This is a genomic window from Aeromonas sp. sif0611, from assembly GCF_019218845.1.
Lineage (GTDB): Bacteria > Pseudomonadota > Gammaproteobacteria > Enterobacterales > Aeromonadaceae > Aeromonas > Aeromonas media.
This window is the reverse complement of record NZ_JAHUWU010000004.1, coordinates 366255-386745: the sequence shown is the minus strand read 5'-3', so window position 1 is coordinate 386745 and position 20491 is coordinate 366255. Positions and strand designations below refer to the sequence as shown.

Annotated in this window: 17 protein-coding genes; 10 read left to right on the top strand and 7 right to left on the bottom strand. The window is 64.9% G+C overall.

The features are described 5' to 3' along the window. Positions 1–117: 117 nt before the first annotated feature. The 3 genes from accD to dedD all read left to right on the top strand — a co-directional run bounded on the left by accD (position 118) and on the right by dedD (position 3095). Positions 118–981, top strand: coding sequence for an acetyl-CoA carboxylase, carboxyltransferase subunit beta (gene accD / locus KW824_RS12870; RefSeq protein WP_005329453.1), 864 nt, complete (start codon positions 118–120; stop codon positions 979–981). A gap of 2 nt (positions 982–983) precedes the next feature. Beyond that, entirely contained in the window at positions 984–2243 is a 1260-nt protein-coding gene (gene folC / locus KW824_RS12865) for a bifunctional tetrahydrofolate synthase/dihydrofolate synthase (protein ID WP_218409985.1), read from the top strand. Between the two features lie 66 nt (positions 2244–2309). Continuing rightward, the gene (gene dedD / locus KW824_RS12860; RefSeq protein ID WP_218409984.1) at positions 2310–3095 is read left to right on the top strand and encodes a cell division protein DedD; all 786 of its coding nucleotides are present in this window, start codon (positions 2310–2312) and stop codon (positions 3093–3095) included. 111 nt (positions 3096–3206) lie between these two features. Here dedD and KW824_RS12855 read toward each other — a convergent pair whose 3' ends face one another. From KW824_RS12855 to KW824_RS12845, 3 genes are all read right to left on the bottom strand, one after another. Then, positions 3207–3563, bottom strand: coding sequence for a TusE/DsrC/DsvC family sulfur relay protein (locus tag KW824_RS12855; RefSeq protein WP_171273652.1), 357 nt, complete (start codon positions 3561–3563; stop codon positions 3207–3209). Positions 3564–3717: 154 nt separating this feature from the next. Further along, on the bottom strand, positions 3718–5853 hold the full coding sequence (yccS, locus tag KW824_RS12850) for a YccS family putative transporter (protein ID WP_218409983.1): 2136 nt from the start codon (positions 5851–5853) through the stop codon (positions 3718–3720). 268 nt (positions 5854–6121) lie between these two features. Continuing rightward, positions 6122–6778, bottom strand: a complete 657-nt coding sequence (locus KW824_RS12845; protein WP_111874565.1) for a Bax inhibitor-1/YccA family protein — start codon at positions 6776–6778, stop codon at positions 6122–6124. Between the two features lie 347 nt (positions 6779–7125). Here KW824_RS12845 and KW824_RS12840 point away from each other — a divergent pair, with 347 nt between their 5' ends. Beyond that, positions 7126–7437, top strand: coding sequence for a DUF6719 family protein (locus KW824_RS12840; protein ID WP_218409982.1), 312 nt, complete (start codon positions 7126–7128; stop codon positions 7435–7437). A gap of 66 nt (positions 7438–7503) precedes the next feature. Here KW824_RS12840 and prpF read toward each other — a convergent pair whose 3' ends face one another. From prpF to prpB, 4 genes are all read right to left on the bottom strand, one after another. After that, positions 7504–8691 (bottom strand): 2-methylaconitate cis-trans isomerase PrpF, encoded by a 1188-nt coding sequence (gene prpF, locus KW824_RS12835; RefSeq protein ID WP_218409981.1) that lies wholly within the window; start codon positions 8689–8691, stop codon positions 7504–7506. A 123-nt stretch (positions 8692–8814) separates the two neighbouring features. Continuing rightward, on the bottom strand, positions 8815–11433 hold the full coding sequence (gene acnD, locus KW824_RS12830; RefSeq protein ID WP_218409980.1) for a Fe/S-dependent 2-methylisocitrate dehydratase AcnD: 2619 nt from the start codon (positions 11431–11433) through the stop codon (positions 8815–8817). Next, positions 11433–12590 (bottom strand): 2-methylcitrate synthase, encoded by a 1158-nt coding sequence (gene prpC, locus KW824_RS12825; protein ID WP_042648406.1) that lies wholly within the window; start codon positions 12588–12590, stop codon positions 11433–11435. The genes acnD and prpC overlap by 1 nt, the downstream gene beginning before the upstream one ends. 64 nt (positions 12591–12654) lie before the next feature. Beyond that, positions 12655–13554, bottom strand: coding sequence for a methylisocitrate lyase (gene prpB, locus KW824_RS12820; RefSeq protein ID WP_041205970.1), 900 nt, complete (start codon positions 13552–13554; stop codon positions 12655–12657). A 369-nt stretch (positions 13555–13923) separates the two neighbouring features. On the opposite strand from prpB, the gene KW824_RS12815 reads away from it, so the two are divergent. The 6 genes from KW824_RS12815 to KW824_RS12790 all read left to right on the top strand — a co-directional run bounded on the left by KW824_RS12815 (position 13924) and on the right by KW824_RS12790 (position 20453). Continuing rightward, the gene (locus tag KW824_RS12815) at positions 13924–14904 is read left to right on the top strand and encodes a quinone oxidoreductase (RefSeq protein ID WP_218409979.1); all 981 of its coding nucleotides are present in this window, start codon (positions 13924–13926) and stop codon (positions 14902–14904) included. A gap of 74 nt (positions 14905–14978) precedes the next feature. After that, entirely contained in the window at positions 14979–15827 is an 849-nt protein-coding gene (locus tag KW824_RS12810) for a TauD/TfdA family dioxygenase (protein WP_005329478.1), read from the top strand. A 74-nt stretch (positions 15828–15901) separates the two neighbouring features. Further along, entirely contained in the window at positions 15902–16951 is a 1050-nt protein-coding gene (locus KW824_RS12805) for a 3-keto-5-aminohexanoate cleavage protein (RefSeq protein WP_218409978.1), read from the top strand. A 189-nt stretch (positions 16952–17140) separates the two neighbouring features. Then, the gene (locus KW824_RS12800; protein ID WP_005329486.1) at positions 17141–18463 is read left to right on the top strand and encodes an MFS transporter; all 1323 of its coding nucleotides are present in this window, start codon (positions 17141–17143) and stop codon (positions 18461–18463) included. Continuing rightward, positions 18460–19440, top strand: a complete 981-nt coding sequence (locus KW824_RS12795) for a DsbA family protein (protein ID WP_218409977.1) — start codon at positions 18460–18462, stop codon at positions 19438–19440. The genes KW824_RS12800 and KW824_RS12795 overlap by 4 nt, the downstream gene beginning before the upstream one ends. Next, positions 19428–20453 carry a YeiH family protein gene (locus tag KW824_RS12790; protein WP_171268889.1) on the top strand — a complete coding sequence of 342 codons (1026 nt, stop codon included), beginning with the start codon at positions 19428–19430 and terminating at the stop codon, positions 20451–20453. Before KW824_RS12795 ends, KW824_RS12790 begins: the two co-directional genes overlap by 13 nt. Positions 20454–20491 lie beyond the last annotated feature (38 nt).

The following is a 20491-nucleotide window of genomic DNA, read 5'->3' as shown; positions in this document are numbered from 1 at the left end:
AACTGGGCCCGAAAATTTGTGGTTTAATGATCCGTCATTTATTGCCATCGAGCCGTAAGTCATTGAACAATCAAGGCCCGATGCGTTTTGTCAGGCACAAAAGCATTAAGGAATTCCATGAGCTGGCTTGAGAAGATCCTTCCCAAGAGCAAGATCACTACACCGCGTCGTCACAACATTCCGGAAGGGGTGTGGACCAAGTGTACCGCTTGCGAACAGGTGCTCTACCGGGCAGAACTGGAGCGCAATCTCGAAGTGTGCCCCAAGTGTGATCATCATATGCGGATCAGCGCCCGCGCCCGCCTCGAGAGCTTCCTCGACGAGCAGGGCCGCACCGAGATCGGTGCCGAGCTGGAGCCGCAGGACATCTTGAAATTCAAGGATTCCAAGCGCTACAAGGATCGTTTGTCTGCCGCTCAGAAAGAGACGGGAGAAAAAGATGCGCTGGTGGTGATGAAGGGGACCCTCAAGGGGGTGCCGGTCGTCGCCTGTTCATTCGAGTTCTCCTTCATCGGGGGCTCCATGTCCTCCGTGGTCGGTGCCCGCTTCGTGCGCGCCGTCGAGGAGAGCATCAAGGAAGGTCGCGGCCTGGTCTGCTTCTCCACCTCAGGTGGGGCGCGGATGCAGGAAGCGCTGTTCTCCCTGATGCAGATGGCCAAGACCAGTGCGGCGCTCGACAGGCTCACCAAGGCGGGTCTGCCCTTCATCTCCGTGCTGACCGACCCCACCATGGGGGGCGTCTCCGCCAGTCTGGCGATGCTGGGTGACATCAACGTGGGCGAGCCCAAGGCGCTGATCGGCTTCGCCGGTCCCCGTGTCATCGAGCAGACCGTGCGCGAGAAGCTGCCGGAAGGCTTCCAGCGCTCCGAGTTTCTGCTGGAGAAGGGCGCCATCGATCTCATCATCGACCGCCGCGAAATGCGCAACCGTCTGGCCGGCCTGCTGGCCAAACTGATGAACACTCAGGTCATCGAAGACTGAACATGAGTTCGCACATGCAACAATCTCAAAGCCGGTCGCTGGTCGACTGGCTTTCTTATTTGGAACAGATCCACCCGGTCAACATCGACATGGGGCTGGATCGGGTCGGCGCCGTCGCCCGGCGCATGGATCTCACCCAGTTGCCGTTCAAGGTGATCACGGTGGCGGGCACCAACGGCAAGGGCTCCTCCTGCTCCATGGCCGCCAGCATACTGATGGCCGCGGGTTACAAGGTGGGGGTCTACTCCTCGCCGCACCTGCTGCGCTTTACCGAGCGGGTGCGCATCGACGGGACCGAGCTCTCCGACAACGAGCACTGCGCCGCCTTTGCCGAGGTGGAAGCCGCCCGCGGCGAGATTGCCCTTACCTTCTTCGAGTTCGCCACCCTGGCGGGCCTGTGGCTCTTCCGGCGCGCCGCCCCCGACGTGCTGCTGCTGGAAGTGGGGCTGGGCGGTCGGCTGGATGCCACCAATGTGGTGGAGTCCGACGTGGCCCTGATCACCTCCATCGCGCTGGATCACTGCGACTGGCTGGGTGATACCCGCGAAGCGGTGGCGGTGGAGAAGGCGGGAGTGTATCGCGCCGGCAAACCCGCCATCAGCGGCGAGCCCAACCCGCCAGCGACCATCGCCAGCGAAGCGGCGCGTCTTGGCGCCTGCCTGCGCCAGGTCGGTCGCGACTTCCACGGCGATGAGCAGGATGCAGACTGGGATTACCATGGCCTGAATCATTGGCTGGGGCTGCCCATACCCGCCCTGCCGCTGATGAACGCGGTCACCGTGCTGGCGGCGCTGGAATCCCTCGGCTTGCCTCTCTCGGAGTCCGCGATCCGTGACGGGCTGGCCAATGCCCGGCTGGCGGGGCGGATGCAGCGGTTGCAAAACGAGCCCCTGGTTATCGTCGATGTGGCCCACAATCCCCATTCGGCGGCCTATCTGGCGAGCCAGCTGCGCCAGATCCCCTGCAAGGGCAAGCGCCGCGCCGTGGTCGGCATGCTGAAAGACAAGGACATGGCAGGGTCGCTGGCCGAACTCGACGGCCTCATCGACCAGTGGTTCCTGGCGAGCCTCACCGGCCCGCGCGCCGCCACCGCAGAGCAGCTTGCCGCTGCCCTCGGGGACGGACAGGGATCAGCGGCGACCTTTGACGGCGTGAGTGCGGCTTATGGTGCCGCCATGGCCGCATCGAGTCCTGATGATATGGTTATCGTCTTTGGTTCGTTTTACACTGTCGCCGACGTGCTGGCCGGGCAGCCGGCCTGATGAATCCGGCCATCATCGTTGTCCATAAAAAGCAGCAGGTTCTAAGCAACATGGGTGGAAATTAACTTGGCTTCGAAGTTCCAAAATAGATTGGTGGGGACCGTCATCCTGGTCGCCCTGGTTGTCATCTTTCTGCCGGATCTGATGGACGGCAACAAGCTGGAGCAGAAGGAGGAGGCGTTTGCCAAGATCCCGCTGCGCCCTGAGCTCGAGCCCGCCAAGCCTGCCTTGCAGGTCTCTGCCGCCAGTACCCTGCCGGCCGATCACCTGGCGAGCCAGCAGCAGGCCTCTGCCGCCACCCAATGGCAGGTGGAAGAGATCGGGGATACGGTGACTCTGGCTGCCAATCAGGCCGCTGCTGCCGCCCAGGCACAGCCAGCGACCCCGGCTGCGGCCAAGCCTGAGCCCAAACCCGCGCCCAAGCCCGAGGTAGTGGCCAAGAAACCGGTGGAGCAACCCAAGCCCAAGCCGGTGCCGCCCAAGCCGGTCGAGGTGAAGAAGCCAGTGGAGAGCAAGCCGCAGGCGGGCCAGATCAAGTCCATGGACGATCTCATCGCGAGCAAGATGACGACCCAGGCGGCCACGCCGGCACCCGCAGCGGCAGCCCCGGCCCAGGGCAGCTGGATCCTGCAGCTCGGCGCCTTCAAGAATGCTGACAGCGTCAATGCCTTGGTGGGCAAGCTGAGGGCGGCCGGCTACTCGGCCCAGACCTCGCCGAGAACGCCGGTGCAGGGGCAGATCAACCGGGTCTTTATCGGGCCGGATGTCTCCAAGGCCAAGCTGCAGGGCATGCAGAGCAGGATAAGCCAGATGACAGGGCTGAGCGGCTCCGTGGTGGCCTACAACCCCTGATGCAGGTTTGACGAACGCCGAACACAAAAATACCGCGCCTCATTTGACAGATGGGCGCGGTATTTTTTTTGAACCTGTTGATGGTCTCTCAGGGAGAAGCCGATCTGGTTTTTAGATGCACTTCACCGGCTTGGGCAGGCCTGCGATCTTGGTGGCCTGCTTGGCGGGCCCCTCGGGGAACAGCTTGTAGAGGTAGCGGCTGTTGCCCTTGTCCGGGCCGTACTGTTTCTCCATCGCCTTGACCAGGGCGCGGATGGCGGGGGAGGTGTTGAACTCCAGATAGAAGGCCCGCACGAAGCGCACTACTTCCCAGTGCGGCTCCTCCAGCACTATGCCCTCCTGCTCGGCCAATACCAGCGCCAGCGCCTCGCTCCACTCTTCGCTGTGGCGCAGATAGCCCTTGGCATCGGTCTCGATGAGTTGGCCGTTGAAATGCAGCTGATGGTGTTCGGACGGGTGCTCGGACATGGGGGCTCCTCGGGCTGTCGGGATTGGGCGGGCATGGTAGCGCCTTGATCTTCGGCGAGCAACCGGCGCAGACGCGCCAGGGGGCATAATTCACCGGGCAGGGCCGTCGCCCCGCCCGGTGTGCGTTCTCTGGACTGGTGCCTTTCTTCGCCCGTCAGACGTTGCCTTGCCGGGTGAGCAGCTGGCCGTCGTTGGCCAGCATCAGCAACTCGTCCGCCAGTTGGCTGATGAGGGTGAGCTGCTGCGTCAGCATCAGCTGCTCCTCGCTGCTGTCCGGGGTAATGGCCGGGCATGCCCCCTCGAGCCGGGCCGGCATCTCACCCGCCAGATGGCCGGCGGCCCGCTCCAGGGTATGGCTGATGTGGCGGCTGATCTCGTCAAGGCCCTCGATGGGTTCCAGCCTGTCCCGATGGGCCCCGAGGGCCGAGATGTAGGAGAGCAGGGCGTGGTTGCGCCAGGTGAGGGTGAAGCAGAGATCGAGGAAGCGGCGGCGCTTGCTCGGCTCCACCAGCATGCTCTGCCAGGCCATTGCCAGCTCGCTGTCGGCCAGGTGGGCACACTTGCGGGCCACCCGGTAGTCGAGGGACTCGTCCCGCTGGCGGTGCAGGCTGGCGAGTACCGCCGACAGATAGCGCGCGTTGGCGGAGAGGGAGTTGGCAATCAGGGTCGGCAGCCGCTTGTATTGCCAGTCCGGCCAGAGCCAGGCCACCAGGGCGTAGGAGAGCAGGCAGCCGAGCAGGGTATCGAGCAGGCGCGGCCCCAGGATGGCGAAGCCGATGCCGTCCAGCAGGTTGAACGCCATCAGCACGTAGAGGGTGATGAAGCAGACGGCGGCGCTGTAGTTGCTGCGCACCTGGGTGAAGAACAGGAAGGCGGCCAGCCCCATGATTCCCAGTTGCAGGTGCAGCTCGGGGAAGAGCCAGAGCACGGGCACGCCTATCAAGATGCCGGCGAAGGTGCCGAGCATCCGCTGCACCAGCCGGCGCCGGGTGGCGCTGTAGCTCGGCTGGCAGACGAACAGCACCGTCAGCAGTATCCAGTAGCCCTTGTCCAGGTTGAAGGCCTGCAGTATGCCATAACCCACCACCAGCCCCAGCGACAGTCGCAGGGCGTGGCGAAACACCATGGAGTCTGGGGTCAGGTGCTGCTTGAGCAGGGTCAGCAGCGGCAAGGAGGCTGGCCTTGCCAGCGGCGGCAGGCTGGCAGGAGGGGCAGCGGGGTTTTGCAGCTCCTCGGCGCTGGCCAGCAGCTCGTTGATGCTGGCCAGGTTGCGGCGCAGGAACTTCATCGGCGTCAGCAGTGTCTTGGGATAGTGCTGCTTGAGATGGGTGAACTCCAGCTGATCGCCGAGGGCCTCCAGGGTCCAGTGAATGCGCTTGTGATGGGCATAGGGCTTGTGCACCAAGATGGCGTAACCGAGTCGCTGGCACGCCTCCGAGAGCTGCAGGAACACCTCCTGGAAGCCGTCGAGGACGATGCCCTGCTTGAGCTCCGCTTCCAGCTTGCTGTAGGGGTAGTGGCTGGAGGTGGCCCGCTCCTGGATCTCCAGCGCCAGCAGGTAGAGCCGCAGCAGGCCGGCCAGCTCGGGCGCCGCCTGATGGCGGGTACTGAGGCGGGCATTGAGCGCCGTCTTGGTCAGGTTCAGGGCATTGACCAGGTTGATGTTGAGCTGGGCCAGGTTGTGGCGAATGGCCTGGGCGCCGTGCTCGTCCGCCGGGAAGAAGCGGGACTTTTCCAGCAGGTAGCGGCCGAGGGCGAAATAGCTCTGGGCCAGTTGCTCGTGCAGTGTCTTGTAGGGCAGGAGCCAGAGCCAGACCAGCGACACCAGGCCGTACCAGAGGGCACCGGTACCGAGCGCCAGCGGCTGGTAGAAGAGATCCGGCGCCTTGGCGGCCCCCAGCATGGTGTAGATGGCGATGAGCAGGGAGCCGAAGCTGATGGTGGCGTAACGTTGCCCGAGCGCCCCCACCATCACGAAGATAAAGGTGGATCCCGCGAGCCCAAGGGCAAACAGCCAGGGGGTGGGGAAGAGGTATTGCACGCACAGGGAGGCAAACAGGAAGCAGACCAGCGTCATGGCGAGGTTCTTGACCCGGCCCCAGAGGCTGTCGTCGGTCTCGGCGATGGCCCCCGCCACCACCCCGAGGGAGAGCAGCACGGTGAGCTGGATGTCGCCGGTGGCCAGGGCGAAGGCGAGCAGCCCCAGGATGGCCAGCAGCACCTTGAGGGCGAAGTAGATATGGCTGTCAGACAGCAGGCGGCGCAGCAGGCCCGCGAGATCAATGGGCATGGGGAACACTGTCCTTGTGTGCAGGGGCATCGGCAGCGTGAGCAATCAGTAAGCGGTGCCGCAGATCGGCAGAAACCATGGGCATGGGATAGATGCAACCCTTGAGCGAATCGAAAGCGAGAGAATAGCCGGTTGGCTACGAAAGAGCCCTGATCCAAATCAGGGCCGGGTTCTTCATACCGGTTTTGTACTGACGCCTTCACCCTAGCAGGGGAGGCGGACAATAAAAACCCCGCCGTAGCGGGGTTTTGTTCATCAGAAACAGCGCTTAGTTGCGGTTGCCGCCAAGCAGGCTCAGCAGACTCAGGAAGATGTTGTAGATGGAGACATACAGGGTCACGGTGGCGGAGATGTAGTTGGTCTCGCCGCCGCGCACTATCTGCTGGGTGGTCAGCAGGATGGCGCCGGAGGAGAACAGCATGAACATGGCGGACAGGGCCAGGCTCAGGGCGCTCATCTGCAGGAAGATGTTGGCGACCATGGCCACCAGCAGCACCCAGAAACCGACGAACAGCATGCCGCCGATGAAGGAGAGGTCACGCTTGGTGGTCAGGGCGTAGGCCGACAGACCGAAGAAGGTGAGCGCGGTGCCGCCAAGGGCCGTCATCACTATCTCGCCGCCGCCATTGTTCATGTACATATTGATGATGGGGCCCAGGCTGTAGCCCATCAGGCCGGTCAGGGCGAAGGTGAATACCAGCCCCATGCCGTTGTCACGGTTCTTCTCGGTCAGGAACATCAGTCCGTAGACACCGACCAGGAAGATGGCCCAGTGCAGGGGCGGCATGTTCATGACGGTGGCGACCCCGGCAACCACGGCAGAGAAGCCAAGAGTGAGGGAGAGCAGCATATAGGTATTGCGCAGCACCTTGTTGGTGTCGCGCACGGCACCCTGGGTGCCAGTGTAGATAGAACGGGTATCCATCTTGATGTCCTCTTGATTTCCGGGGTGAGGCGGCAGATTCCGCTTCGTTAACGCATTGTATGCACTGAATGTGTGGATGACGAGCGCTGATTTCAAGCGCCCCCCAACTGTGTCGGCTCCTACTATTCCAGAGCAAAGATGTATTGCGCATGAACAAGGGGGCGAAGGTGCTCCGTTAGCCAGGCCTGGGCCCTGTGATTGTGCCGGTCCCTGCTGTGTCTGGAATCGTCACAGCGCCGCCCTGGATGGCTGTCGGCCCGGGGGGATGGCTGGCACACTGCCGGTGTCAGGGGCGCATGGGTGCAGGCGTGCCGATGCATGTAACAGATCATGACAGGGAGTGGCAGATGGTTGTCATATGGAAGAGAGTGGTGTTGTCAGGGGCGCTGTTGCTGGTGGGTCTGGTGTCGGGTTGCAGTGTCCTTGCCCCGACCCCCATCACCTATCTGAGCCAGGATCCTGCACCGGGCATCCTCCCTTATGGGAAGGTCGCCTATGTGGACGACGGCAAATGCCCGGCTGACCAGGTGAAGAGGTTGATCGGTGGCGATGCGAAGAAGAGTATCCCGCGCCGTGTGGAGTGCGTGGCGCGTCCGCAACCACAGGCGGATGAGTGGTGGAGCAGCCCCGCCAGCGGCCAGGGTGAGATAAGTCCTTGAGGTGAACATCATCACAAAGAGGCCCAGGCAATCGCTTGGGCCTCTTTCATGTCGGTGGCGAAGGGGCTAGAAGGCATCCCCTGGCACCCGCACCCAACCTTCCATCAGGATGCGGGCGGAGCGCGACATCACCGCCTTGGTGACCGTCCACTGTCCCTCTATCTGCCGCGCCTCTGCACCCACCCGCAAGGTGCCTGAGGGATGGCCGAAGCGCACCGCCTCGCGCTCGCCGCCACCGGCCGCCAGGTTGACGAGGGTGCCGGGAATGGCCGCCGCGGTGCCGATGGCCACGGCGCAGGTGCCCATCATGGCGTGATGCAGCTTGCCCATGGAGAGCGCCCGCACCAGCAGATCGATCTCACCGTCCTTCACCTCCTTGCCGCTGGCTGTGCGGTAATCCTTCGCCGGCGCGACGAAGGCAATTTTCGGCGTGTGCTGGCGGGTCGCTGCCTCTTCTGCGGTCTTGATTAGCCCCATGCGCAGGGCCCCGGCGATGCGGATCTGCTCGAAGCGGGCCAGTGCCTCGGGGTCGCCGTTGATCTGCTCGCGTAGCTCCGTGCCTTCATAGCCAATATCTTCGGCGTTGACGAACACCGTCGGGATACCTGCGCTAATCAGGGTGGCTTTTAATGTGCCTATGCCCGGCACCTCCAGTTCATCGATCAGATTGCCGGTGGGGAAGAGGGCGCCGCCGTCCTCGCCATCGTCGGAGGGGTCAAGAAACTCCAGCACAATTTCGGCGGCGGGGAAGGTGACCCCGTCCAGCTCGAAGTCGCCTGTCTCCTGCACCTGGCCGTTGTGCACCGGCACGTGGGCCATGATGGTCTTGCCAATGTTGGCCTGCCAGATCCGCACCACGCAGGTGCCGTTGTCAGGGATGCGGACCGGGTCCACCAGCCCGGCGTGAATGGCGAAGGCGCCGGCGGCGGTGGAGAGGTTGCCGCAGTTGCCGCTCCAGTCCACGAACGCCTTGTCGATGGCTATCTGGCCGTATAAATAGTCCACGTCGTGATCCGGTTGGCTGCTCTTGGAGAGGATCACGCACTTGCTGGTGGAGGAGGTGGCGCCCCCCATGCCGTCCATGTGGGCCGAATAGGGGTCGGGGCTGCCGATCACCCGCAGGAAGAGCGCATCGCGGGCCGGGCCGGGTACCTGGCAGCGCTCGGGCAGATCAGATAAGCGGAAGAAGACGCCCTTGCTGGTGCCGCCGCGAATATAGGTGGCCGGGATTTTCACTTGAGGTTCGTAGGCCATAGAAATCGTCCTGATTTGGATTGATGGCTTGCTGGAGTGGGCGCGAGCCCCCTTCCCGGCCTCCCCCTTGAAAAAGGGGGAGGAGTAACAACCCCTCCCTTGTCAATGGGGAGGGGCTGGGACTTAGCTTGCCGCCTGGTGCGCCGTCGATGCCAGGAAGTCCTGGGCGAAGCGTTGCAGCACGCCGCCCGCCTCGTAGACCGAGACCTCCTCGGCGGTGTCGAGACGGCAGGTCATGGGCACTTCGATCACCTCGCCGCTGCGGCGACGGACAACGAGGGTGAGATCGGCGCGCGGCTGGCGCTCCCCCACCACATCGTAGGTCTCGGTGCCGTCCAGCCCCAGGGTGAGGCGGCTGGTGCCCGGCTTGAACTCGAGCGGCAGCACCCCCATGCCGATGAGGTTGGTGCGGTGAATGCGCTCGAAGCCTTCCGCCGCGATGGCCTCCACCCCGGCCAGCCGCACCCCCTTGGCCGCCCAGTCACGGGACGAGCCCTGACCGTAGTCGGCGCCGGCGACGATGATCAGCGGCTGCTTGCGCGACATGTAGGTTTCGATGGCTTCCCACATCCGCATCACCCGACCTTCCGGCTCGACGCGGGCCAGCGACCCCTTCTTCACCGCGCCGTTCACCACCGCCATCTCGTTGACCAACTGGGGGTTGGCGAAGGTGGCGCGCTGGGCGGTCAGGTGATCGCCGCGGTGGGTGGCGTAGGAGTTGAAGTCCTCCTCCGGCAGGCCCATCTTCGCCAGGTACTCACCCGCCGCGCTGCTGCGCAGTATGGCATTGGAGGGGGAGAGGTGGTCTGTGGTGATGTTGTCCGGCAGCAGCGCCAGCGGCCGCATCCCCTTGAGGGTGCGCTCACCCGCCAAGGCGCCCTCCCAATAGGGCGGGCGGCGGATATAGGTGCTCATGGGGCGCCAGTCGTACAGGGGCGCCACCTTGGGGCCGCTCTCTTCCTCGAGGGTGAACATGGGAATGTAGACCTGACGGAACTGGGCCGGCTTCACCGAGGCCTTGACCACGGCGTCGATCTCTTCGTCCGACGGCCAGATGTCTTTGAGGCGAACGTCCTTGCCGTCCACCACTCCCAGCACGTCCTTCTCGATGTCGAAGCGGATGGTGCCGGCGATGGCGTAGGCCACCACCAGGGGTGGGGAGGCGAGGAACGCCTGCTTGGCATAGGGGTGGATGCGGCCGTCGAAGTTGCGGTTGCCCGACAGCACAGCGGTGGCGTAAAGGTCGCGATCGATGATCTCCTGCTGGATGGCAGGATCCAGGGCGCCGGACATGCCGTTGCAGGTGGTGCAGGCGAAGGCCACCACGCCGAAGCCGAGTTGCTCCAGCTCGTCGTCCAGCCCCGCCTCTTTAAGATACAAGGCGACTGTCTTGGAGCCGGGCGCCAGGGAGGATTTGACCCAGGGCTTGCGGCTGAGACCGAGCCTGTTGGCGTTGCGCGCCAAGAGGCCGGCGGCAATCACGTTGCGCGGGTTGCTGGTGTTGGTGCAACTGGTGATGGCGGCGATGACGACGGCGCCATCCGGCAGCAGGCCGTCCGCCTCCTGGGCGCGGGCGCGGTCCAGATCCACCGCGATGCCGCGCGTGGCCAGCTCGGCCACCGGCAGGCGGCGATGGGGGTTGGAGGGGCCTGCCAGGGTACGTACCACGGTCGACAAGTCGAAGTGCAGTACGCGCTCGTATTGGGTATCCACCAGGGCATCGGCCCAGAGGCCCGCCTCCTTGGCGTAGGTCTCCACCAGCCTGACCTGCTCGTCGTCACGGCCGGTGAGTCTGAGGTAGTCGATGGTCTGGCCGTCGATGAAGAACATGGCCGCGGTGGCGCCATACTCCGGCGCCATGTTGGAGATGGTGGCCCGATCGCCGAGGGTCAGGGCGGCGGCGCCCTCGCCACGGAACTCCAGATAGGCGCCGACCACCTTCTGCTGGCGCAGGAACTCGGTGAGCGACAGCACCAGATCCGTGGCGGTGATGCCGGCTTGCGGCTTACCGGTCAGCTCCACACCGACGATCGAAGGCAGCCGCATCCAGGAGGCGCGGCCCAGCATCACGTTCTCGGCCTCTAACCCACCGACCCCGACGGCTATGACGCCGAGGGCATCCACGTGGGGGGTGTGGCTGTCGGTGCCGACGCAGGTATCCGGGTAGGCCAGGCCGCGATCGGCGTGGATGACAGGGGACATCTTCTCCAAGTTGATCTGGTGCATGATGCCGTTGCCCGGCGGGATCACCTCGATGTTCTTGAACGCCTGCTTGGTCCAGTTGATGAAGTGGAAGCGATCCTCGTTGCGGCGATCCTCGATGGCGCGGTTCTTCTCGAACGCCTGCGGATCGAAGCCGCCGCACTCCACGGCGAGGGAATGGTCGACGATGAGCTGCACCGGCACCACGGGATTGACCTGGGCGGGATCCCCCCCCTGATCGGCGATGGCGTCGCGCAGCCCGGCCAAGTCCACCAGGGCGGTCTGGCCCAGGATGTCGTGGCACACCACGCGCGCCGGGAACCAGGGGAAGTCGCGCTCGCGCTTGCCATGGACTATCTGGCCGAGGCACTCGCCGAGGATGGCCGGATCGCACCGACGCACCAGGTTCTCGGCATGGACGCGGGCGGTGTAGGAGAGCCTGCCCCAGGCGCCGGGGGTGATGGCGTTCACCGCCTCCCTGGCATCGAAGTAGTCAAGCACCGTGCCTGGCAGGGGCTTGCGGTATTGAGTGTTGATCATCACTTGCGCTCCTTGAGCGGCACGAACACCAGGTCTTCCGGGCCGACGTAGTTGGCGCTCGGGCGGATGATCTTGCCGTCGATGCGCTGCTCGATGACGTGAGCGGACCAGCCGGAGGTGCGGGCGATGACGAACAGCGGGGTGAACATGGCGGTGGGCACCCCCATCATGTGGTAGCTGACGGCGCTGAACCAGTCGAGGTTCGGGAACATCTTCTTGGCTTCCCACATGGTGGACTCCAGCCGCTCGGCGATGTCGAACATCTTGGTGTTGTGCTGCTCCAGGCTGAGCGCGCGGGCCACCTCCTTGATCACCTTGTTGCGGGGATCGGAGACGGTGTAGACCGGGTGGCCGAAACCGATGACCACCTCTTTCTTCTCGATGCGGGCACGGATGTCGGCCTCGGCCTCGTCCGGATTCTCGTAGCGTTTCTGGATCTCGAAGGCCACCTCGTTGGCGCCGCCGTGTTTGGGCCCGCGCAGGGCACCGATGGCGCCGGTGATGCAGGAGAACATGTCGGAGCCGGTGCCGGCGATGACGCGGCCGGTGAAGGTGGAGGCGTTGAACTCGTGCTCGGCATAGAGGATGAGGGAGGTGTGCATGGCGCGCACCCAGGAGTCACGGGGCTTCTCCCCGTGCAGCAGGTGCAGGAAGTGGCCACCGATGGAGTCGTCATCGGTCTCCACATGGATGCGCTTGCCGTTGTGGCTGAAGTGGTACCAGTAGAGCAGCACGGACCCCAGGCAGGCCATCAGCTTGTCGGCGATGTCCCGGGCACCCGGGTGGTTGTGATCGTCCTTCTCCGGCGACAGGCAGCCCAGCACCGAGACGGCGGTGCGCATCACGTCCATGGGGTGGGCGGAGGGGGGCAGCTGCTCCAGGGCGGTCCTGACCCCGGTGGGCAGGCCGCGCAGGGCCTTGAGCTTGGCCTTGTAGGCGGCCAGCTCGGCCACATTGGGCAGATGGCCGTGCACCAGCAGGTGGGCGATCTCTTCAAATTCGCAGCTGGTGGCCACATCCAGGATGTCGTAGCCACGGTAGTGCAGGTCGTTGCCGGAGAGGCCCACGGTGCACAGGGCGGTGTTGCCGGCGGCGGTGCCGGAGAGGGCGACGGATTTCTTCGGCTTGAAGCCGGTGGTTTCGGGAATGGCGCTCATCACATGTTTCCTCATTCAGTCCGTTGAAGCGCCGGCCGCCAGCATGAGACGGCCGGTCGCCGTGTTATTCCTTGGTAGACAGGTCCTGGGTAAACAGCCTGTCCAGGGTCTGCTCGTAGTGGTGGTAGCCGAGGAAGTCGTAGAGAGACTCCCGGGTCTGCATGGTGTCGACCACGGCGCGCTGGTGGCCATCGCGGCGCAGCTGCTGATAGACGTTGAGGGCGGCCTGGTTGGCGGCGCGGGTGGCGCTCAGGGGGTAGAGCACCATGTCGACGCCGTGGGCGGCGAGGGCCTCCTTGTCAAACAGCTCGGTCTTGCCGAACTCGGTCATGTTGGCGAGGATCGGCACCCCGGCTGCCTGCTTGAAGCGGTCGTATTGTTCCAGTTCGGTGACCGCCTCGGCGAAGATCATGTCGGCGCCTGCCTCCACATAGGCGGCGGCGCGCTCCAGCGCCGAGCCCAGCCCTTCCACCGCCAGGGCGTCGGTGCGGGCCATGATGACGAAGTGCTCGTCCCGGCGGGCATCCACCGCCGCCTTGATCCTGTCGACCATCTCGGCGATGGAGACCACCGCCTTGTTCGGCCTGTGGCCACAGCGTTTCTGGGCCACCTGATCCTCCATGTGGACGGCGGCCACCCCACCGCGCTCGAAGGCACGGACGGTACGGGCGATGTTGAAGGCGCCGCCCCAGCCGGTATCGATGTCCACCAGCAGGGGGATCTCGGTGGCGGCGGTGATGCGCTCGGCATCGATGAGCACGTCGTTCATGGAGGTCATGCCGAGATCCGGCAGACCATAGGAGGCGTTGGCCACCCCGGCGCCGGAGAGGTAGAGGGCCTTGAAGCCGCTGCGTTCGGCCATCAGCGCCATATAGGCGTTGATGGTGCCAACGATTTGCAGGGGTTTCTCATTGGCCAGCGCGGTGCGAAAACGCGCCCCGGCCGAGGGGGACAAGTTAGACATAGTGACTCCTTTCATGCTGCTCATGTTTCGCTGTGAATAGAACCATCTCACACTACGTTGACGTTAACGTCAATTATGCTTAGGTCCAAGGCCCGTCAATCTGCGGGTACAGGCGGCCCCTCTTTTGATAACTACTTGCCATTCAATTGGATAGCTCTTGATGCCCCAGGTGCGCCGGGTCAATGGCATGACGCCGCCATGGGGAGCAGGGCCGATTCTGTCGTCTTCCACGAGGGGGGGCAACGAATTCGAAGGGGGGTGTCATGAGATGAAAAGTGGCTGTCGCCCGATGCAAAGCGGACGTTTACGTAAACCCCTAGATTCACTCTGGACGATGTTTTCACCCATGAATGAATCTGGAGAACAGCCATGGCCAACGCCATTCGCTTTTATGAAACCGGGGGGCCCGAGGTCCTGCGTTATGAAGAGGTCAGTGTTGGCGAGCCCGGGCCAGGCCAGGTGCGCCTGCGCCACGCGGCGGTCGGTCTGAACTATGCCGACACCTATTTTCGCAACGGCACCTACCCCATCCCCATGCCAAACGGCCTCGGCGTCGAGGCGGCCGGTGTCGTGGAAGCGCTGGGCGAGGGGGTGACCAACGTCGCCGTCGGGGATCGCGTCACCTACACCGGCTTCATCAATACCCTTGGCGCCTACGCCACCCAGCGCCTGATCCCGGCCGCCCCGCTCATCAAGTTGCCGGATAGCATAGCGTTCGAGACCGCTGCCGCCATGACCATGCGCGGTCTCACCTCCGCCTACCTGATGCGCCGCATCCATGCCTTCAAGCCCGGTGACAGCATCTTGCTGCACGCGGCGGCGGGCGGGGTTGGCCTCATCGTCGCCCAGTGGGCCAAGCTGCTGGGGCTGACGGTGATAGGCACCGTGTCGAGCGACGCCAAGGCCGAGCTGGCCCGTGCCCACGGCTGCGACTTCACCATCGACTACAGCCGTGAAGACGTGGCCACCCGGGTGCGTGCCCTGACTGGTGGCGCCGGGGTCGACGTGGTGTTTGACAGCGTCGGCAAGAGCACCTTCATCGGGTCGCTCGATTCCCTCAAGCGCCGCGGCCTCATGGTCTGCGTCGGCACCGCCTCCGGCCCCATCGACGGCTTCAACCCCCAGTTGCTGGCCATGAAGGGCTCCCTCTACCTGACCCGTCCTGCGCTCGCCGACTACATCGCCGACCCGGCCGAGAAGGAGGCGCTGGCCAGCGAGCTGTTCGATCACGTGGCCAGCGGCCGGATCAAGATCGAAATCAACCAGAAGTACGAGCTGCAGGACGCAGCGCAGGCCCACCGGGATCTGGAGTCGCGCCAGACCACGGGCTCTTCAGTCTTCATCATCTAGGCCACGGATCTCAGGCCAGTCCGCACTCAAGGGCGGCGCCTGACAGCATCGACTTGTCATTCAGGGAGAGAGACATGCGTGTAGAACAACTGACCTGCCATATCGGCGCCGAACTGAGCGGCGTGCGCCTGGCGGACGCCGTTCATGATGAAGGGCTGTTCGCCGAGCTCCGCACCCTCCTGCTCAGGCACAGAGTGCTGTTTTTGCGTCAGCAGGAGATCAGCCGGGCCGATCACGTGGCCTTCGCCCGCCGCTTCGGCGAGCTGGAGGATCACCCGGTGGCGGGCAGCGATCCGGACAACCCCGGCCTGGTGCGTATCTACAAGTCGCCGGATGTGCCGAGTGATCGCTACGAGAATGCCTGGCACACCGATGCCACCTGGCGTGCCCAACCCCCCATGGGGTGCGTGCTGCGCTGCGTGGAGTGCCCACCCGTGGGGGGCGACACCCTCTGGGCCAACATGGTGGTGGCCTACGAGCAGCTGCCTGACGAGATCAAGCAGAAGATCGCCGGTCTGCGCGCCCGTCACAGCATAGAGGCGAGCTTCGGGGCGGCCATGCCCACCCCGAAGCGGCTCGCCTTGAAGGCGCAGTTTCCGGATGCGGAGCACCCCGTGGTGCGCACCCACCCGGAGACAGACGAGAAGATCCTGTTCGTCAACGCCTTCGCGACCCATTTCACCAACTACCACACACCGGCCCACGTGCGGGTCGGCCAGGACTACAGCATGGGAGGCAGCGATCTGCTGCGTTACCTCATCAGTCAGGCCTATATCCCGGAATATCAGGTGCGCTGGCGCTGGCAGCCGGGCAGCGTGGCCATCTGGGACAATCGCAGTACCCAGCATTATGCCGCCATGGACTACCCCCCCAGCCATCGCAAGATGGAGCGGGCCGGGATCATGGGTGACACCCCCTTCTGATAGACAGGTTCTGATCAACGATGCCCGGGCGAGTGGATCGCCCGGGCAGAGCTTCACCTCAAGGAGAGAAACAGATGCAATTTTTTGACGATTCCCTGCACCCGGAAAACATGGAAAAGGTAGTGATCACCGTGGCGCCCTACGGCCCCGAGTGGGCGCCGGGCGACTTCCCGGAAGACATCCCGGTGACCATGGAGGAGCAGATCCAGAAGGCGGTGGAGTGCTACGAGGCCGGTGCCACCGTGCTGCACCTGCACGTGCGCGAGCTGGACGGCACCGGCTCCAAGCGCCTGTCCAAGTTCAACGAGCTGATCGCCGGGGTCCGCAAGGCGGTGCCGGACATGATCATCCAGGTCGGCGGCTCCATCTCCTTCGCCCCGGAAGGCGAGGGCGAGGCGGCCAAGTGGCTCTCCGACGACACCCGCCACATGCTGGCGGAGCTGACCCCGAAACCGGATCAGGTCACCGTCGCCATCAACACCACCCAGATGAATATCATGGAGCTGCTCTATCCGGAGTATCTGGAAGGCACCTCCCTGGCGAACCCCGCCTACCAGGCCGCCTACAGCGAGATGACGGTGCCGGCCGGTCCGGCCTGGGTGGCCGAGCACCTCAAGCGCCTGATGGCCAGCGGCATCCAGCCCCACTTCCAGCTGACCGGCATGCACGCCCTGGAGACCCTGGAGCGCCTGGTACGCAAGGGCATCTACCGCGGCCCGCTGAACCTGACCTGGATCGGCATCGGCGGCGGCTTCGACGGCCCGAACCCGTTCAACTTCATGAACTTCGTCCACCGTGCGCCGGACGGTGCCTGCGTCACCGCCGAGTCCCTGCTCAAAAACGTGCTGCCGTTCAACATGATGGCCATGGCCATGGGCTTGCACCCGCGCTGCGGCATCGAGGACACCATCATAGGTCAGCACGGCCAGCGCATGAGCTCGGTGGAGCAGATCCAGCAGTGCGTGCGCGTCGCCCACGAGCTGGGCCGCGAGGTGGCCAACGGCAAGGAGGCCCGCGCCATCTACCGCATCGGCGTGCAGTACGACAGCATCGAAGAGACCCTGAAGGCCAACGGCATGGCGCCGAACCGCGTTCCTGGCCAGCTCGGTGTGCCGCAGCGCTGAGCCAGATGGGTCGCGGTATGAAAAACCAGCACCGCGCCCCGTCAACTCTGTTTGCCAAAGGGCGGCAGCCCTTGCACTATGCAGCACCCAGTAAAACTGAGCGATGCATCAGTAGTGGGTGCCCGGTGGCTCCGGCCACCGGTGCCCTGACCGGGATCCTGCCCAACTTGAAGTAGCACGAGGGATTGTATGGCTACGTATCATATCGATGACGACCCCCAGGCCGGCAAGGTTGCCGTGCCCCGTCGTTATGCCTGGATAGTGTTTGCGCTGACCTTCGGTCTGCTCATCTCAGATTACATGTCGCGCCAGGTGCTCAACGCCGTCTTCCCCATGCTCAAGGGGGAGTGGGCACTTTCCGACACCCAGCTTGGGCTGCTCAGTGGCATAGTGGCGCTGATGGTCGGCCTCTTGACCTTTCCGCTCTCCCTGCTCGCCGACAGGTTCGGCCGGGTCAAGAGCCTGGCCATGATGGCCGCGCTCTGGAGCCTGGCGACCCTGGGCTGCGCCCTGGCTCAGGACTATGAGCAGATGTTCATCGCCCGCTTCCTGGTGGGGGTGGGGGAGGCCGCCTACGGCAGCGTCGGCATCGCCGTGGTGGTCTCGGTGTTCCCGCGGGAGATGCGAGCCACCCTCTCCGGCGCCTTCATCTCCGGCGGCATGTTCGGCTCCGTGCTCGGCATGGCCACCGGGGGCGTGCTGGCGCATTTCCTCGGCTGGCGCTGGGCCTTCGCCGGCATGGCGCTGTTCGGTCTGGTGCTGGCGGCCCTCTATCCCCTCATCGTCAAGGAGGCGCGGATCTCCCAGACCAGCCGGGCGGCACGGGGGAGCACGGAGGCGGGTCGCAATCCCCTGCGCAGCCTCTACTCCAGCCGCTCGGTGATCTCGGCCTATGTGGGCAGCGGTCTGCAACTGTTCGTCGGCGGCACCGTCATCGTCTGGATGCCGAGCTATTTCAACCGTTACTACGGACTGGACACGGACAAGGCGGGGCTCATGGCCGCCATCATAGTGCTGTGCAGCGGGGCCGGCATGATCCTCTGCGGCATGCTGAGCGATCGGCTGTGCCGCAACCGGCCGGATCGCAAGATAAGCCTCGCCATCGCCTACTGCCTCGGCAGCTGTGCCCTGCTCTCCCTGGCGTTTGCCCTGCCGGCCGGGTTGCCCCAGCTGCTGCTGATCGGTCTGGGGATGTTCATCGCCACCGGCACCTCCGGCCCCGCCGGTGCCATGGTGGCCAATCTCACCCACGCCAGCGTGCACGGTACGGCGTTTGCGACCCTGACGCTGGCCAACAACCTGCTTGGCCTCGCGCCCGGTCCCTTCATCACCGGCAAGGTGTCAGACCACATCGGCCTGGACAACGCCTTCCAGCTGGTGCCCCTCATCAGTGTCGCGGCGGCGGTGGTCTTCTTCTACGGCAAGCGCCACTACCACAAGGACGTGGCCAGGCTCGAAGGTGACGCCCGCCTGGTCACCACCGGCCCCCAGGGCAGCGAGGTGAGGGCATGACGCTCAGGATCGAGGTCTATTTCGATTTCATCTGTCCCTGGTGTCTCATCGGCAAGCGTCAGCTGGATCAGGCGCTGGCCCAGTTGCGGGTGGCGCAGCCCGAGGTGCAGGTTGCCGTGAGCTGGCGCGGGGTGCAGTTGCTGCCCGCGTTGCCGGTGCAGGGGGAGGCGTTTCACGACTTCTATCTGCGGCGCCTTGGCAGCGAGCAGGGGATGAGCCTGCGTCAGGCCCAGGTGCTACAGGCAGCGGCCAGCGTCGGCGTTGAGCTGGACTTTGGCAAGATCCCCCGCATGCCGAACACCGCCGATGCCCACCGCCTGTGGCAACGGGCCTGCCAGCTCGGCAGCCCGTCCCAGTGCGAGGCGTTGCTGGAGTCCCTGTTCGCCAGCCACTTCCTGCACGGTGGGGATCTGGGGGATGGCAGTACCCTGCTGGGGCTGGCCGAGGCGGCCGGTTTCTCGTCCGCCGAGCTGGTGAGCAGCCTGCAGGGGGATGGTACCCCCTTCCTTGGTACCGCCGAGGGGGCCGCCAGCCAGGGGGTTCCGAGCTTCGTGCTGGGAGGACGGGTCCTCTCCGGAGCCCAGCCGGTGGAGCGCCTGCTCGCCAGCCTGCACCAGGCCGTCGCGGCGGCGGCCCGGACGTCGGCGACACGGATTGCGGTGCCTGCCGAGCGGGTGCCTGCGCCGGGCAAGCGGATCCTCATCGAGGCTGAGGGCAAGAGCCTGGTGCTGTTCAACGTCGATGGCCGTTTCCACGCCATCGATGACGGCTGTCCCCATCAGGGCGCTTCCCTGTGCGGTGGCCGGCTGGAGGGGGAGGTGATCCAGTGCTGTGCCCACGGCCTGCGCTTCAACCTGAACACCGGCTATCTGCTGGGCTCCACCCAGCTCAGAGTCAACCGCTACCCGGTCGAGCGGGCGGGTGACCAGCTCCATATCGTCATTCCACAAGAGGACGCCGCTTCATGCACGCGTTGAACCCCACCGCCACTGCCCGTTTCTCGCGGGTACGCGAGCTGGCCCCCGGCATGGCGGTCAGCATCACGGTGGCGGCCGCCGCCACCTTCCTGTCCGAACACTACGGGGCTCCCGTGCTGCTGTTCGCCCTGCTGCTCGGCATGGGGCTGAACTTCCTCAGCGCCGAGGGGACCTGCAAGGCCGGCATCGAATTCACCGCGCGCAGCGTGCTGCGCATCGGGGTCGCCCTGCTCGGCATGCGCATCACCCTGGGCCAGATAGCCGAGCTGGGCTGGATGCCGGTGTTGCTGGTGGTCACCCTGGTGGTGGTCACCATAGGCCTGTCGGTTGTCGCCGCCAAGGCGATGGGCTTCCAGCGCCTGTTTGGCATGCTGACCGGCGGGGCTACCGCCATCTGTGGCGCCTCCGCCGCCCTGGCCCTGGCCGCCTCCCTGCCGAGCCATCCCCAGAAGGAGCGAGCCACCCTGTTCACCGTGATAGGGGTCTCGGTGCTCTCGACCCTGGCGATGATCCTCTACCCCATGATCGCCCGCTATTTCGAGCTGACGCCGGTGGAGGCCGGGGTCTTCCTCGGCGCCACCATCCACGACGTCGCCCAGGTAGTGGGAGCCGGCTACAGCATGTCCACCGAGACGGGTGACGTGGCGACCGTGGTCAAGCTGATGCGGGTCGCCATGCTGCTGCCGGTGATCGTCGTCGCCGCCATGATCACCCGCAGGCAGGGGGCGGATCCCGCCTCCGGCAAGCGTCCGCCCCTGCTGCCGCTGTTCGCCGTCGGCTTCCTGGTGCTGGCCTGCATCAACAGCACAGGCCTGGTGCCCGCCATGGTTCAGGGAGGGGTCAACGAGCTGTCGCGCTGGTGCCTGGTGATCGCCATCGCCGCCATCGGCATGAAGACCCAGCTCAAAGAGCTGGCGGCCGTCGGCATCAAGCCCATCCTGCTGATGGTGGGGGAGACCGCCTTCCTGGTCGCCCTGGTGCTGACCCTGATGCATTGGGGCATCAAGCCATAACGTACGGAGAAACCCCGACCCTGGTCCTCCTCTCACAG